The 15,034-nt window shown below is 58.8% G+C and carries 12 protein-coding genes; 5 read left to right on the top strand and 7 right to left on the bottom strand.

What is annotated here, in order from left to right; all coding sequences use genetic code 11:
- The first annotated feature begins 140 nt into the window (after positions 1-140).
- The 5 genes from araD1 (at position 141) to ACIOZM_RS09550 (ending at position 4,686) form a co-directional block, all read left to right on the top strand.
- A complete protein-coding gene (araD1, locus tag ACIOZM_RS09570) occupies positions 141-1,133 on the top strand; it encodes an AraD1 family protein (RefSeq protein ID WP_401212547.1) in 993 nt (330 codons plus the stop codon).
- Positions 1,134-1,142: 9 nt separating this feature from the next.
- The gene (locus tag ACIOZM_RS09565; RefSeq protein WP_401212544.1) at positions 1,143-2,723 is read left to right on the top strand and encodes an aldehyde dehydrogenase (NADP(+)); all 1,581 of its coding nucleotides are present in this window, start codon (positions 1,143-1,145) and stop codon (positions 2,721-2,723) included.
- 168 nt (positions 2,724-2,891) lie between these two features.
- Positions 2,892-3,188, top strand: a complete 297-nt coding sequence (locus ACIOZM_RS09560; RefSeq protein WP_401212541.1) for a DUF5629 family protein — start codon at positions 2,892-2,894, stop codon at positions 3,186-3,188.
- A complete protein-coding gene (locus ACIOZM_RS09555) occupies positions 3,175-4,350 on the top strand; it encodes a lactonase family protein (RefSeq protein WP_401212539.1) in 1,176 nt (391 codons plus the stop codon). Before ACIOZM_RS09560 ends, ACIOZM_RS09555 begins: the two co-directional genes overlap by 14 nt.
- A gap of 156 nt (positions 4,351-4,506) precedes the next feature.
- Positions 4,507-4,686, top strand: coding sequence for a hypothetical protein (locus ACIOZM_RS09550; protein WP_401212536.1), 180 nt, complete (start codon positions 4,507-4,509; stop codon positions 4,684-4,686).
- Between the two features lie 352 nt (positions 4,687-5,038).
- Here the strand turns inward: ACIOZM_RS09550 and ACIOZM_RS09545 are convergent, their stop codons facing one another.
- From ACIOZM_RS09545 to ACIOZM_RS09515, 7 genes are all read right to left on the bottom strand, one after another.
- Entirely contained in the window at positions 5,039-5,623 is a 585-nt protein-coding gene (locus tag ACIOZM_RS09545; RefSeq protein ID WP_401212533.1) for a glutathione S-transferase, read from the bottom strand.
- Positions 5,620-9,261, bottom strand: a complete 3,642-nt coding sequence (locus tag ACIOZM_RS09540) for an AAA family ATPase (protein WP_401212530.1) — start codon at positions 9,259-9,261, stop codon at positions 5,620-5,622. The genes ACIOZM_RS09545 and ACIOZM_RS09540 overlap by 4 nt, the downstream gene beginning before the upstream one ends.
- Positions 9,258-10,502 carry an exonuclease SbcCD subunit D C-terminal domain-containing protein gene (locus ACIOZM_RS09535; protein ID WP_401212528.1) on the bottom strand — a complete coding sequence of 415 codons (1,245 nt, stop codon included), beginning with the start codon at positions 10,500-10,502 and terminating at the stop codon, positions 9,258-9,260. Before ACIOZM_RS09535 ends, ACIOZM_RS09540 begins: the two co-directional genes overlap by 4 nt.
- 248 nt (positions 10,503-10,750) lie before the next feature.
- Positions 10,751-11,506 carry a peptidase gene (locus ACIOZM_RS09530; RefSeq protein ID WP_401212525.1) on the bottom strand — a complete coding sequence of 252 codons (756 nt, stop codon included), beginning with the start codon at positions 11,504-11,506 and terminating at the stop codon, positions 10,751-10,753.
- Positions 11,507-11,602: 96 nt separating this feature from the next.
- Positions 11,603-12,385 carry a transglutaminase domain-containing protein gene (locus ACIOZM_RS09525; RefSeq protein ID WP_401212523.1) on the bottom strand — a complete coding sequence of 261 codons (783 nt, stop codon included), beginning with the start codon at positions 12,383-12,385 and terminating at the stop codon, positions 11,603-11,605.
- Positions 12,382-13,332 carry an alpha-E domain-containing protein gene (locus tag ACIOZM_RS09520; protein WP_401212520.1) on the bottom strand — a complete coding sequence of 317 codons (951 nt, stop codon included), beginning with the start codon at positions 13,330-13,332 and terminating at the stop codon, positions 12,382-12,384. Before ACIOZM_RS09520 ends, ACIOZM_RS09525 begins: the two co-directional genes overlap by 4 nt.
- A 3-nt stretch (positions 13,333-13,335) precedes the next feature.
- Positions 13,336-14,745, bottom strand: a complete 1,410-nt coding sequence (locus ACIOZM_RS09515) for a circularly permuted type 2 ATP-grasp protein (RefSeq protein WP_401212518.1) — start codon at positions 14,743-14,745, stop codon at positions 13,336-13,338.
- Between the last annotated feature and the right edge of the window lie 289 nt (positions 14,746-15,034).

Genomic DNA, 15,034 nt, shown 5'->3' with positions numbered 1-15,034 from the left:
CGCCGAACCTGTGGGAGCTGGCTTGCCAGCGATAGCAATCTTTCAGACACATCAATGCTGAATGTGCCGCCGCCATCGCTGGCAAGCCAGCTCCCACAGGGTTCTTCGCTGTTTAGAAATTATGCTCAAGGGAGAAAATCATGCATCTGGTTCAATTCGAATTAAGCAACGGCGAGCGCCGCGTTGGCGTGGTCGAGCAAGGTCTGGTGCGCGAAGTGCAGGATGCGCGCAGCGTGCGTGATCTGGCGCTGGCGGCCATCGAGTCCGGCAACAGCCTTGTGCAGCAAGTGCAGGCCCACGGCTTGGGCATCAGCCATGACTACACCGAACTGCTGACCCAACTGCGCATCCTGCCGCCACTCGATCACCCGGACCCGGCGCACATGCTGGTCAGCGGCACCGGCCTGACCCACCTCGGCAGCGCCTCGGCCCGCGACAAGATGCACCAACAGGCCGGCGATGAAGCGACGATGACCGACACCATGCGCATCTTCAAATGGGGCGTGGAGGGCGGCAAACCGGCGGCGGGACAGGCCGGTGTGCAACCGGAATGGTTCTACAAGGGCGACGGCAGCATCGTCGTGCGTCCGGGCCAGCCATTTCCGCTGCCGCCGTTTGCTGAAGACGCCGGCGAAGAACCGGAAATGGCCGGCCTCTACATCATCGGCCATGACGGTAAACCCTATCGCCTCGGTTTCGCGGTTGGCAACGAATTCTCCGATCACGTCATGGAGCGCAAAAACTACCTGTACCTGGCGCACTCGAAACTGCGCAGTTGCAGTTACGGCCCGGAACTTCGCGTCGGTGAATTGCCTCAACATCTGGCGGGTTCCAGTCGCATCCTGCGTGACGGCGAAGTCTTGTGGCAGAACGAGTTCCTCAGCGGCGAGGCCAACATGTGCCACAGCCTGGCGAACCTTGAGTATCACCACTTCAAGTACAGCCAATTCCTGCGCCCGGGCGACGTGCACATTCATTTCTTCGGCACTGCGACTCTGTCGTTCGCCGATGGCATCCGCACCCAGCCGGGCGATGTATTTGAAATCAGTCAGGCCGAATTCGGCGCACCGCTGATCAATGGTATTGCCCCGGCAGACGCCGTTTTTCAACCGGGCAGCATCGGCACCCTTTAAGGAGATCCCATGACTCAGATTCTCGGTCACAACTACATCGGCGGTCAGCGCAGCGCTGCCGGCAACGTCAAACTGCACAGCGTTGACGCCAGCACGGGCGAGCAATTACCGCACGATTTCATTCAGGCGACTGCCGAAGAAGTCGATGCCGCCGCCAAAGCTGCCGCCACCGCGTACCCGGTGTATCGCAGCCTCAGCGCTGAGCGCCGCGCCCAGTTTCTCGATGCGATTGCCGATGAACTGGATGCGCTCGGCGATGATTTTGTGGCCGTGGTCTGCCGTGAAACCGCGTTGCCGGCCGGACGCATTCAGGGCGAGCGCGGGCGCACCAGCGGGCAGATGCGTCTGTTCGCGAAAGTGCTGCGCCGGGGCGATTTCTACGGTGCGCGCATTGATTCGGCATTGCCGGATCGTCAGCCGTTGCCGCGTCCGGATCTGCGCCAATACCGCATCGGTCTCGGCCCGGTAGCCGTGTTCGGCGCGAGCAATTTCCCTCTGGCATTTTCCACTGCAGGGGGCGACACCGCTTCGGCGCTGGCCGCCGGTTGCCCGGTGGTATTCAAGGCGCACAGCGGCCACATGGCTACCGCCGAACTGGTCGCCGATGCATTGATTCGCGCCGCGGAAAAAACCGGCATGCCGGCCGGGGTGTTCAACATGATCTACGGCGGTGGTGTCGGCGAATGGCTGGTCAAGCATCCGGTGATTCAGGCGGTCGGCTTCACCGGTTCGCTCAAGGGCGGACGGGCGCTGTGCGACATGGCTGCCGCTCGGCCACAACCGATTCCGGTGTTCGCCGAGATGTCTAGCATCAACCCGGTTATCGTCCTGCCTCAAGCACTAGCGACCCGTGCTGAAACCGTCGCCCGCGATCTCACCGCATCGGTGGTGCAAGGCTGCGGACAGTTCTGTACTAACCCGGGTTTGGTGATCGGTATCCGCTCGGCGCAATTCAGCGCTTTTATCCAGCAAGTTGCAGGGCTGATCGGCGATCAACCGGCGCAAACCATGCTCAATGCCGGCACGCTGGGCAGTTATGGCAAAGGTCTGGAGAAATTGCTCGCGCACGCTGGCATCGAGCATCTGGCGGGTAATCCGCAGCAAGGCAATCAGGCGCAGCCGCAGTTGTTCAAGGCAAACGCTAGCCTGCTGATCAACGGCGATGAAGTGCTTCAGGAAGAAGTTTTCGGCCCGACCACGGTGATCGTTGAAGTGGCCGATCAGGCACAACTCAGCGCCGCGTTGAACGGCCTGCACGGGCAACTCACCGCGACGATCATTGGTGAACTGGCGGACTTCGAACAGTTCGCCGAACTGACGCCACTGCTGGAACAGAAGGTCGGGCGGATTCTGCTCAACGGTTATCCGACCGGTGTCGAGGTTTGTGATTCGATGGTGCACGGCGGGCCATACCCGGCGACTTCGGATGCGCGCGGCACCTCGGTGGGCACTCTGGCCATCGACCGTTTCCTGCGGCCGGTGTGCTTCCAGAACTACCCGGACAGCTTGCTGCCGGAACCACTGAAAAACGCCAATCCGCTGCGCATTCAACGGCTGGTCGACGGTAAACCCTCCCGCGACGCGTTGTAACTGACAACACATTACCTGTGGGAGCTAGCCTGCTAGCGATAGCGGCCAATCAGTCGGCATCACCGCCGCCTGACACAACCGCATCGCTAGCAGGCTAGCTCCCACAGGGGGTTATGTGGCGACATTGAGCTATCATTGGCCCTTTCCCCCTTTTAAAGACTGTTTGCCATGACTGCCGAAACCGAATCCCTTCTCAACGCCCTCGAACACTGCGACATGGTCGAAATCGACGGCTTGCATGCTTTCGAATTCTCCCTCTACGAAGACGACGGTCTGCACATCGAACTCATGGACGGTCGCGCGTCGAAACACTGGGAGTTCAGCCCGGAACAAGTCAGGGCGGCAACTTTCGACAATGAGCTGCAGAGCTGGCTGATCGTTGGCGACTCCGGCGAGCATCGTCTGGTGGTCATGCAAGCCTTCGGCGGCAGCAACGACGAGGAAGAACCGAATGAAGATGCGTAAATTCTGGCCGTTGCTGATGGCCGGCAGCGTGGGCGCGATGGGCATTTCCAGTGCATCCGCCGAGAACTTCCAGTTACTGGTCGGTTCCTACACCGCCAATACCAGCCAGGGCATCTATCGAATGAACTTCGATAGCGCCACCGGGCAGATCGACGCCAAACCGCTGCAAGTGGTCAAGAGCGAAAATCCGTCGTGGCTGACCCTGTCGAAAGATCAGCACCGACTGTTCGTGGTCAACGAAAACGGCCCGGGCCAGAAAGATCCGATCGGTCGCGTCAGCAGTTACGCCATCGATCCCAAGACTCATGCGCTGAGCCTGATCAGCCAAGTGCAGAGCCTGGGCAACGAGCCGACCCATTCGAGCCTCAGCGGCGACGCCAGCCATCTGTTCGTCAGCAACTACTCGGTGGTTGAAGACCCGGGTGGAACCCTCGCGGTATTGCCGGTCGGTGCCGACGGCAAACTCAAGCCCGTGGTGCAGATGAGCGCTCACCCGGCGAGCCGCGTGAACGCCGAACGTCAGGCGTCGAACCATGTGCATTCGACAATTTCCTCGCCGGACGGTCGTTACGTATTCTCCAACGACTTGGGCGCGGACAAGGTTTTCATCTACAAATTCGACCCGAAAGCCAACCCTGATCTGCCACTGACCCCGGCGAAAACCGCTTCCGTGGCCTTGCCACCGGGCAGCGGTCCACGGCATCTGCTGTTCAGCGCCGATGGCAAGCACGCCTGGCTGACTATGGAGATGAGCGCGCAGGTCGCGGTGTTCGACTACAACGACGGCGTGCTGACCCAGACGCAAATGGTTGATCTGGCTGCCGGTCAACCGACCTCTGACAAGGCTGGCGCGGCGTTGCACGCTTCGGCTGATGGCAAATTCCTCTACGTCAGCAACCGTGGCACCGCCAATCAACTGGTGGTCTTTGCGATTGATCCGGCGACCGGCCAGCTCAAAGAACTGCAAAAACGCTCGGTGGAGGGCGATCACCCGCGTGAGTTCAGCCTCGACCCGAGCGGCAAATTCCTGCTGATCGCCAACCAGAAGAGCAACGCGATTATCGTCGTCGAGCGCGATGCCAAGACTGGTCTGCTAGGCAAAACCGTGCAGAAACTGCCGATGGACGCCCCGAGCGACCTCAAATTTCTGGTGCGACAATAAGCCACAGGCCCCGGTTCACGGGGCCTGTCTCTATGTATTAATCGCGCTGATAACAGCTAATGCTACAAAGCATTTCAAGCAGGCGACCCTCGAGCGTTAAGTTTGCTTCACAGCCCAACCGGGCAAGCAAGCCAACCGAACACGAGGGTTACCGCCATGAACTTCAATCTCTTCTCGATCATCGCTGCTTCCGCCATCTCCGCTACCGTTGCTCTGCCAGCCAGCGCCAGCGCTGAAGTCAGCAGCAAAAAATCCCACACCCAGAGCTACACCCAGAAATACCTGCAACAAAGCGCCAACTTCTACGCCGCACTGGATCACAAGACCCAACACTGAAATTCCCGCTCCGCACAACTCCCTGTCGGGGCTGCCGAAGGCTGCGATCTTTTGATCTTGAACGTCAAAAGAACGCAGCCTTCGGCAGCTCCTACACGTATGCGTTTGGCAACTCGATAGAGTTTATTCAGCAAAGCGCACATTGCTCGGCGCTGGGCATGTGCGAAGCCCTTACTTGAGCAACCGCAGATTTTTCTGAGGTGTTAACACTTCTGTGGTGAGGGGATTTATCCCCGTCCGGCTGCGAAGCAGTCGTAAAATCAGCCACTAAGGTGCATCAGGAATATCTGGCTTGCAGGGTTTGGGGCCGCTTCGCTGCCCAACGGGGATAAATCCCCTCGCCACGGGGGCTCTATTTTTTCATGATCGCGGTGAACAGGTCGGAATCGAGGAAGCGCTGTAGCCACGCCTGCAACCGCACATAAGGCGTCTGCGCAAACCACTCACGATCAACATGGGCGAACTGTCGAACGAATGGCAGCAGCGCGATATCGGCAAGGCTCGGATGCTCGGTCAGCAAGTAATCGCGATCCTTTAGCAACTCATCCAGCTTGTGCAGAAACAATGAACCCTCTGCTCGATAAACCTCCATCGGCTGCTCCGGATAACGCTCGGCGTACTTGTAGCGATTCAAGTGCACCTTGAACACCTGATCATTGGCCTCGTTCAATTCGGCAATCCGCGAATCACCGTCGAGCAACCAATTATCCGGATCATTCTGCGCCAGCGCCCAGCGCATGATCTCCAGGCTCTCCTCCAGCACCCGACCATCTGCATCAAGCACCGGCACCGTACCTTTCGGCGACAGCGCCAGCATCTCGGCCGGTTTCGCCTTGAGGCTGACCTCGACAATGTTCACCGCCACGCCCGAATAGCGCAGCGCCATCCGTGCGCGCATCGCGTAAGGGCAGCGGCGGAAGGAGTACAGCGTGTTCATTTCACCTCCAGTGTGCTCAGACCATTGCCCTGGCGCTGCACCTGAATCTGCACCGGAATCCGCTCGTGCATTTCCTGTACGTGGGAGATCACCGCGACCTTGCGGCCCTGCGCCTGCAAGCCGTCGAGGGCGTCCATCGCCAGTTGCAGTGATTCCGGATCAAGGCTGCCGAAACCTTCGTCGATAAACAGCGATTCGATCTTCAACGTGCTCGACGCCATCGACGCCAGACCCAGCGCCAATGCCAGCGACACGAGGAACGTCTCGCCACCGGACAGCGAATGCACCGAGCGCAGTTCGTCGCCCATTTCGGTGTCCATCACCAGCAGGCCAAGCATGCTGCCGCCACGTTTCAGGCGATAGCGTTTGACCAGTTGGCGCAACTGCACGTTGGCGTGATGCACCAGCAAATCGAGGTTGTACGCCTGGGCGATCTTGCGGAAGGTATCGCCGGTGGCCGAGCCGATCAGCGCGTTGAGACGAGCCCAGCGCTGATACTCGGTATAGGCGTCGGCAATCTGCTGCGCCAGCGCCTGATTAGCGTTCTGCCGACGTTGATCCTCGGCTTGCTCGGCGCGCAATTCGGCGCATTGCTGCTCGCTGACGGTGAACTGGTTTTGCAGATCGGCGAGGGCGCTTGCCAGTTGTTCGGCATCGAGGTTGCCGTTGTGCTGCGCCTGATGATCGAGCAGACGCTGATCACGTTCCTGCAACAACACCTTGGCCTGTTCGATGGCCTTTTCGTTGTGCTGCAAACGCTGGCGCAGTTCGCTGACTTGCGCGTCGTCGATTCGCAGCAAGTCTTCGAGACCACCGTCATCCAGCTCAGGATGACGCGCACGCCAGTCGGCGATTTTGCCGGCCAGCTCACGGTCTTCGGCTTCGATGGTCTGTAAGCGCTCTTGCTGCGCCTTCAGTTCGGCGGTGATCTGCACCAGTTGCGTGCGCACGCTTTGCAGTTCCTGAGCCGTCGATGTCTGGGCGTTGCGCGCCTGTTCCACCGCTTGCTCAAGTCGGGTTTGCCAGTGCTCGGCACTGCTGTGCTCGCCGAGCAATTGCGCGAGTTTTTCCTGGCAGGCCTGTTGTTGCGCGGCCAATGCGTCGAACTGCTGTTCAGCGTTTTGCGCTTGCTGCACGCGGCTCTGCTGACGATCCTGTTCCATCTCCAGCGTCTGCTGGCGTTTTTGCTGCTCGCTGAGTTCTTCTTTCTGCTGATCGACTTGCGTCAGGCGCTCGGCGATCTGCCGGTCGAGTTGCATAAAGGTTGCCGCTGGCTCGACCCGCAACGCTTCAAGGGTCTCGGCGGGCAGCAGATTACCGAACGCGGTCAGCTCTTCGTCGAGCCGCTGACGATCGCTACCCAGTTCACGTTGCTGATTGCTCAGGTGTTGCGCCGCTTGCTGATGGGCGGTTTCGGCCTGACGCAATTGTTGAGTCAGGCGCGCCGCATCCTGTTGCAGAGTGAGCAGGGCGCTCTGGCGTTGTTCATCCTGCGCGATGCTCTGATTCAGTTGATCGTTCTGCCGCGTCAGCCAGACGCTGCGTTTGTCGGCGTCCTGATTGAGCAACTGAGCCGCCTGCGGATGGGTTTCGAGGCTGGAGGTCAATGCCTGTTGCCGGGCGGCAGACTGCTCCTGCTGTTGCAGCAATTCTTTCTGTTGCGAGATGACGCCAACCACTTCAGCGCGCAACTCTGTGAGCTTTTCCTTGAGCTGATCGACCACTTGCTGCGCGTTAGCCTGTTCGCTCTCATCGTGGCGACCGAGACTTTGCAGCAGCGCTTCGGGCTGGTGATACGGATGCTCGTTGCTGCCGCAGACCGGGCACGGCTGATCGTCCTGCAACTGCGCACGCAGCTCTTCGACGCTGGCACTGCGCGCCAGTCGCTGACGCTCCAGCAAGTCGCGAGTGACGCTCAGGGTTTGTTCGGCGATGGTCAGCTCGGCCTTGGTCTTGACCCCTTCCTGAGTCAGGCGATCCCGTTCCTGTTGCGCGCTGAGCTGACGTTGTTGCAACTCGGCGCCGAGTTTGTCCATTTCCTCCTGACTGGCCCACAGGCGCGTCAGCTCCTCGATGGCGCGCAGTTGTTTGCGGTTGTCCTGCAACAGATTGCCGAGAATGCCGATCTGCTCGGCGACGGCATCCGGCTCGGCACCGGCCTCTTTGAACAACACTTCCAGTTGCTGTTTCTGCGTGGCCAGTTCTTCGGCGCTGCGGCTGGCATTCTGTTCGAGTGTCGCCAGTTCTGCCTGACCCTTGTTCAGGCGATTGCCGATCAGCATCAGCTGTTGCAGGCGATCGCGGTAGGCATTCCACGCATCGCTCAACGGCGCCAGATGGGCGCTTTGCTCAAGCCCGGCAGCAATCTGTTGCAAGCGTTCTGCAACCTGACTTTGTTTGTCGAGCAAAGTCTGTATCGAGCTCTGGCCCTGAGTGCAGGCCTGTTGCGCCGCCTGCTTGGCTTCGACACTGAGCGCGACATCCTTGGCCAGACGGGCGAGGGTGCTTTGTTCTTCGAAGGCCTGACGCAGTAGCGGGGCACTGTCGCTCTGGCGCTGCTGCGCTTCGCTCAGGGCCAGTTGCGCTGCGCCGAGATTCTGTTCCAGCAATGTCTGACGTTCGCCCAGTTCGACATGCTGTTGGGTGTGCGCGGCAATCTGCGCGGCCAACGGGCTCAACAGGGCGTCGAGTTCGGTTTTGCGGGCGAACTGGTGGCGTTGCGGGGCCAGTTGTTCCAGGCGCGTCAGTTTCAGCCGATCAGCGCTCAGCGTTTCCCAGTGTTGTTGCGCGCTTTGCAGTTGTTCGGCGGCGGCATGTTGCGCGTCCTGTAACTGACGCAAATCCTTGAGCCAAGTGTGCTGCTGCTCAAGCTGTTTGAGCTGCGCCTGTTGCAGCTTCAGTTGCTGTTGCGCGGTGTTGAAGCGTTCATCCAGCTCAGCGCGGGCTTCGGGCGTCAGCGGCGTGACGCCGGTCGCTTGATCCTGCAACAGCTTGTGCGCTTCGCGGGCTTCTTTGGTCTTGTCGAAAGCGCGACGACCGAGGCGGGTGTAGAGCGCGGTGTCGGTGAGCTTTTCCAGCAACTCGCTGCGGTCGTTGTCGTCCGCTTTGAGGAAGGCACTGAACTCACTCTGGGCCAGCAACACGGCGCGGGTGAACTGTTCGAAGTTCAGGCCCAGCGCGGCTTCGAGCTGGGTTTTGTACTCGCCTTTCTGGCTGGCGAGCAGTTGATCCTGATCGATATCGCGCAAGCTCTGACGGCTGGCCTGCAACTTGCCGCCAGCCTTCTCACGGGCGCGATTGGCCTCCCAGCGCGCACGATAACGACGGCCGTCGACGCCGACAAAATCCACTTCGGCATAACCTTCGCCAGTGCCGCGACGCAGCAAGGTACGCGGGTCGCCAGTGGCGATTTCACCGTCGGCGTCAGGTACTTTTGCATCGCGACCGGTGTTGTTCAGACGCGGCACGGCGCCGAACAATGCCAGGCACAAAGCATCGAGCAGGGTACTTTTGCCGGCGCCGGTCGGCCCGGTAATCGCGAACAGACCGGCGCTGGCCAGCGGTTCAGCGGTGAAATCGATTTCGAACGGGCCCGCCAGCGAGGCGAGGTTTTTCAGGCGAATCGCAAGAATCTTCATGGCTGCTCCGCCTCCATTTGCACGTCTTGCAGCAACTCGGCGAAGTCCTTGAGCGTCTGCTCATCGACCTCATTGCCGTAGTTGTCGAGCCAGGCGCGGCTGAACAATTCCTGCGGCGTCAGTTGATCGAGTTCGATCAGCGTGCTGCCATCGTCGGCGCCGTCGCGGCCACCGTTGCCGGCATATTCGGCGGCGATCCGTACCAGACGCACGGCTTTGCCTTGCAGGGCGCTTTCGACTTGATGGCGCAGATCCGGCTGCGGCTCGTCGAGGCGCACACGGACTTCCAGCCACGGTTGGCGCTGGGTTTCTGCGAGCAGGTCGATGTTTGGCAGATCCGCCAGTTGCACGAGGATTTCCGCCAGCGGTGCCGGGCCGATGCGTTGCAGATTGACCGAACGCGGAATCAGTTTCGGCTCGACGCTGACCAGGGTTTCGCCGTCCAGGGTGATGTCGAGAATCTGGTGCTGATAGCCAATCTCCGAGAACGACAACGGAATCGGCGAACCGCTGTAGCGAATCCGCTCTTCACCGTTGACCTTCTGCGGCTTGTGCAGGTGGCCGAGGGCAACGTAACTGATGCTCGGCCCGAACAGACTGGCCGGCAGCGCCTCGGCATTGCCGATGATCAGACTGCGCTCGGAGTCTTCCGAAACCGAACCACCGGCCATGTGCGCGTGGCTGATGGCGACCAGCGCCTGACCTGGTTTGCGTTTGGCATTGGCCGCTTCGATCAGCCATTCATGAACCTGACCGATACCGCGCAGATAGTTATCGCCTAGATGCGCGCCAGTCACTTCGGCAGGTCGCAAGAACGGCAGCGCCAGGCACCACGCGGCGATTTCACCGGAGGCGTCCGGCAGCGGCAGCAACAGACGCTCGGCGTCGAGCTGGCCATCGTCCAGCCACAACACCCGACCCAGCGCATGGGTGCGCAAACGGCGCATCAACGGCGCGGGCAGTTCAATGCGCGAGCCGGAATCATGGTTGCCGGCGATCATCACAATGGTCAGCAACGGTTGCTGCTCGTGGGCGCTGACGATGAAATCGTAGAGGCGTTCCTGGGCTTTGACCGGCGGATTGACCGTGTCGAAGATATCCCCGGCGATCAGCAGCACATCCGGCTGCGCCAATTGCAGTTGACGCAGCAGCCATTCGAGAAAACAGGCGTGCTCGAAATCGCGCTCCTGGCCATGCAGGTTTTGCCCAAGGTGCCAGTCGGAGGTGTGAAACAGACGCAAGGTGGACTCCGCAACAAAAAGAGGTGATGGCCGCAGGAAATGGATGGCGGCGAAAGTGCGGAGAGTTTACTGGCAAAAACGCTGACTGTGGTCGAAGTGAGCTTTTGTGGCGAGGGAGCTTGCGCCCGCTCGGCTGCGCAGCAGTCGTGAAATCAGCATGTGCGGTACGTCAGAAACAACGTAATTACAGTGAAAGGGGCTGCGCCGCAGCCCAACGCGGGCAAGCCCTTTCACCACAAAAAGTCGACTCAGGCGCTTACGACTTTGTTGATTGGCATGAAGTAGTTATCCGGCGGTTCGGGAAGTTGAGCGAGCATCTCGTGTTGTCCAGCGGCCCATTGCAGGCGTATGCGGTTGAAATAGAAGTCGTCGTGGGTGATGCGATGGATCTTCGCATCGCTGAAGCTGTCTTTCTGGTACACCAGTAAATCCAATGGCATTCCCACCGATAAATTACTGTGCATTGTCGAGTCGAACGAGATAAGCCCGCAGCGAACTGCGGTGCCGATTGACGTTTGATACGTCAGATTGCGATCAAGAACAGGTCTTCCGTACTTGCTTTCGCCTAATTGTAAAAATGGCGTATCCGGCGTCGCTTGAATGAAGTTGCCTTGCGGATAAATGCTGTAAAGATCCATCTTTCCGCCAGCTATTTGCCCGCCAACCAGGAAAGAACAGGTCAAGTCAGTTGTGTCGGATAACGGTGTACGATCCCGGCAAACCACTTCGCGAACGGTTTCAGCAACCAACGCCGTGGCATCGTACAGACTGCCGACATTCAGCAGGTTGACGCCATTTCCCGCACAACGTTGTTTGAGCAGATTGACCACCGATTGCGAGGTGGCCAGGTTGCCGGAAGTTTGCAAGGCTATGAGCCGTTCGCCGGGAGTGCTGAAGATAAACAACTTGCGGAAAGTTGAAATCTGATCAATGCCGGCATTGGTTCGTGAGTCCGAGATGAACACCAGCCCGTCGGCCAAGTGCATAGCGACGCAATAAGTCATGTTTCTGTTAACTCATAAAGTTGGAATAAGTGGTCGTGAGATATTGATAACCGTAGTGCCGGTATGTGTGACCGTAGGGGACCGTGTTTGCCGAAACTAGGGCATCGCGCTCACTTGAACATGGGCCAGCATTGATTCAGCTCCGCCGCCTCGACGCATGCCGCGTACCGGACAAGCGTCGAGATAGTCCAGACCCACTGCAAGTTTCAGATGACGCTCCGGGCGAGCCAGGCGATTGGTTACGTCGTAGGTATACCAACCATTGTCGATCCAGGCTTCGGCCCATGCGTGACTGGCCAAATGACTTTCATCTTCGGTGCATAAATAACCAGACACATAACGGGCCGGGATGCCCAGGCTGCGCGCGCAGGCGAGAAACGCATGAGTGTGGTCCTGGCAGACACCAGACCGTCCGGCGAATGCCTGTGCGGCCGTGCTGTCGACGACGGTCGTTCCGGGGCTGTAGGGCATATAGTCGGCCAACGCGTTCATCAGATCGATCAATGCCGCCCGATCGCGCCGGTCAGCGCAATGCTGCATGGCGAAATCGATCAGGTTTTCATCGGCTGAGGTCAGGTGACTGGCGCGCAAAAACGGTAACGCAGACGCGTCGTCGCGCTCGACTTCAATTGCCGGATCGATTTCCACCATCCCGTGGGCGCTGAGCACCAGAGCGTCGTAAGGTTCGTCCAGCGTCAAGACATGCAGGATATTGCCGTAGGGATCAAGTTGACTGATTACCTGACGCGGCATATCCAGTTGCCATTGCACAACGCGCTGGCGTTCGTTGTTACCGGGCGTCAAACGCAGGAGTTGAATACTGGAACTGACCTGGTTGGCATAGTTGTAAGTGGTCTGATGTTGTATGGAAAGTTTCATATGACCTCCAGATAGGAGTCATGCACGGTCTGTCCGAGGTGATTGATGTGGGCAATGTAATCGGTCAGCCAAAGGTGCAGGCCCGAATCAAATATCTCGCCGATGCCGGTGTAGCGCAGACGTGCATTCAACTCAGCGGCCAAACGCTGCGCCGGCCGACCATTGCCATTCGGCAAACTGGAAAGGATCTGATCCAGTTCTTCTATACAGGCCCGCAACGAACGCGGTACATCCGCACGCAGCAGCAACATCTCGGAGATCTGTTCCGCGCCCGGTGCATTGCGATAGATTTCGTTGAATGCCTCAAAGGATGACAAGGCACGGAGCAGGGCGCTCCACTGGAAGTAGCCGCGCGCCGATTTGTCGCTGACCTCTTCCGACTCTTCACCGAACATCTCGTAGCGTGAATCCAGCAGACGCAGAGTGTTGTCGGCGCGCTCCAGAAAAGTCCCCAAACGTATGAAGCTATAGGCGTCATTGCGCATGATGGTGCCCGAGGTCGCCCCGCGAAACAGGTGCGAGCGCTCTTTGACCCATTCGCAGAAGCGGCTGATGCCGTAACGCCCCAGTCCATTGTTGGCGATATTGCGCATTTCCAGCCAGGTGGCGTTGATGTTCTCCCACATGTCGGCGGTGATGCGTCCGCGCACGGCATGTGCGTTGGCACGGGCTGCTTGCAAACAGCAATAAATGCTGTCCGGGTTGGTTTCATCCAGGGCGAAAAAATGCAGCATGCGCTGGGAATCCAGCTTGCCATGGCGTTCCTGGTAATCCTCCAGCGTGCCCGCCGCCAACAGCGACATGGCCAGTTCGGTGCGGCCATCGGTACGCCCGGCCTGCGGCATAAGCGATAGCAGGTAACTGACTTCAAGCATGCGAGCGAGGTTTTCGGCGCGCTCAAGGTAACGGGACATCCAGTACAGATCCGCAGCGGTTCTTGAAAGCATGTTTTAGTCCTCAACTACCCAAGTGTCCTTGGTTCCACCGCCCTGAGACGAGTTCACTACCAGTGAGCCTTCGCGCAATGCCACGCGTGTCAGGCCACCAGGCACCAGACGTGTCTCGCTGCCCGACAGAACATACGGGCGCAGGTCGATGTGACGGGGTGCAATACCGCTTTCGACAAAGGTCGGGCATGTCGACAGGCACAAGGTTGGCTGGGCGATGTAAGCATGTGGACGGGCCTTGATACGGGCACGGAAGTCTTCGATTTCCGCTGCTGTTGCCGCAGGACCGACGAGCATGCCGTAGCCTCCCGAGCCTTGGGTTTCCTTGACCACCAATTCAGGCAGATGAGCCAGTACGTGGGACAAATCTTGTGGCTTTCGGCATTGCCAGGTCGGCACATTCTTGAGGATCGGTTGTTCGTCAAGGTAGAAGCGAATCATGTCGCCGACATAGGGATAGATAGATTTGTCGTCGGCCACGCCGGCCCCTACCGCATTCGCCAGAACCACGTTGCCTGCGCGGTACGCGGCAATCAGGCCGGGTACACCGAGCATTGAGTCCGGACTGAACGACAGCGGATCAAGATAGGCATCGTCGAGTCGACGATAGATGACATCCACTTGTTTCGAGCCAAAGGTGGTACGCATGTAAACATGATCATTACGCACAAACAGATCCGCACCTTCCACCAGTTCCACACCCATTTCACGGGCCAGGAACGCATGCTCGAAGTACGCGCTGTTAAAGCGACCGGGCGTGAGAACCACCGTTGTCGGGTTATCCAGCGCGCAGGAACTTTTAAGGGTGTCGAGCAACAGGTTCGGGTAATGATCGACGGCAGCCACGCGTTGCGCGGCGAAGAGTTCGGGAAACAGCCGCATCATCATCTTGCGGTTTTCCAGCATATAGCTGACGCCGCTGGGGGTGCGCAGATTGTCCTCCAGGACGTAGTAACTGCCATCTCCATCACGAACCAGATCAACCCCGGCGACATGCGCATAGATGCCTCGGTGCAGGTTCAGGCCCTGCATGGCTATCTGATAACCCTCATTCGCCAGAACCTGCTCCGCCGGAATGATGCCTTCCTTGAGAATTCGCTGTTCGTGGTAAATGTCGGCCAGGAACATGTTAAGGGCCTGAACCCGCTGAATGCAGCCACGCTCGACCATTTGCCATTCACTGGCCTTGATACTGCGCGGAATGATGTCGAACGGGATCAGCCGTTCGGTGCCTTGTTCGTCACCGTATAACGTGAAGGTGATCCCGGCGCGATGAAACAACAAATCCGCTTCGCGACGGCGCTGATCCAGAAGCTCCAGAGGAGTGTTCGCCAACCATTGCTCGAATTGTTGGTAATGCGGGCGGCAGTCATTGTTCGCATCGTACATTTCATTGAAAAAATTTCGGGACATACACCACTCCTTACCGCGTACCTGCGGTATGTACTTGCCACTTCGCATTTCAGTCAGTTCAGGTCTTTTGTTGTTGTGATGAGAGCGGAGTCTCCTTCGGCTTATCAGTTGAAAGATGTCCGGAACATCGAGTCGGCAGGAACGGCGCGGATGTCTGGCTGGCAGCATCGATACGTATCAGCGATCACTTGTGAGTTTTTCTGAAAACTCACAGCTCTTGGCATCAGATGCGGCAATCTTGGAATTCAGAGCGGTTTACTTATATGAGATATGTCCCAAATGCAGGGCA

It is taken from the genome of Pseudomonas sp. NPDC087346 (genome assembly GCF_044744235.1).
Lineage (GTDB): Bacteria > Pseudomonadota > Gammaproteobacteria > Pseudomonadales > Pseudomonadaceae > Aquipseudomonas.
Note: the sequence above shows the minus strand (reverse complement) of the source record. Positions and strands in the feature narration are given on the sequence as shown.

What these genes read in the sequence shown, in the direction of transcription:
- araD1 (WP_401212547.1), top strand. Translation starts at nt 141, where the DNA reads ATGCATCTGGTTCAATTCGAATTAAGCAACGGCGAGCGCCGCGTTGGC.
- ACIOZM_RS09550 (WP_401212536.1), top strand. Translation starts at nt 4,507, where the DNA reads ATGAACTTCAATCTCTTCTCGATCATCGCTGCTTCCGCCATCTCCGCT.
- ACIOZM_RS09525 (WP_401212523.1), bottom strand. Translation starts at nt 12,385, where the DNA reads ATGAAACTTTCCATACAACATCAGACCACTTACAACTATGCCAACCAG.
- ACIOZM_RS09515 (WP_401212518.1), bottom strand. Translation starts at nt 14,745, where the DNA reads ATGTCCCGAAATTTTTTCAATGAAATGTACGATGCGAACAATGACTGC.
- ACIOZM_RS09545 (WP_401212533.1), bottom strand. Translation starts at nt 5,623, where the DNA reads ATGAACACGCTGTACTCCTTCCGCCGCTGCCCTTACGCGATGCGCGCA.
- ACIOZM_RS09555 (WP_401212539.1), top strand. Translation starts at nt 3,175, where the DNA reads ATGAAGATGCGTAAATTCTGGCCGTTGCTGATGGCCGGCAGCGTGGGC.
- ACIOZM_RS09540 (WP_401212530.1), bottom strand. Translation starts at nt 9,261, where the DNA reads ATGAAGATTCTTGCGATTCGCCTGAAAAACCTCGCCTCGCTGGCGGGC.
- ACIOZM_RS09565 (WP_401212544.1), top strand. Translation starts at nt 1,143, where the DNA reads ATGACTCAGATTCTCGGTCACAACTACATCGGCGGTCAGCGCAGCGCT.
- ACIOZM_RS09520 (WP_401212520.1), bottom strand. Translation starts at nt 13,332, where the DNA reads ATGCTTTCAAGAACCGCTGCGGATCTGTACTGGATGTCCCGTTACCTT.
- ACIOZM_RS09560 (WP_401212541.1), top strand. Translation starts at nt 2,892, where the DNA reads ATGACTGCCGAAACCGAATCCCTTCTCAACGCCCTCGAACACTGCGAC.
- ACIOZM_RS09530 (WP_401212525.1), bottom strand. Translation starts at nt 11,506, where the DNA reads ATGACTTATTGCGTCGCTATGCACTTGGCCGACGGGCTGGTGTTCATC.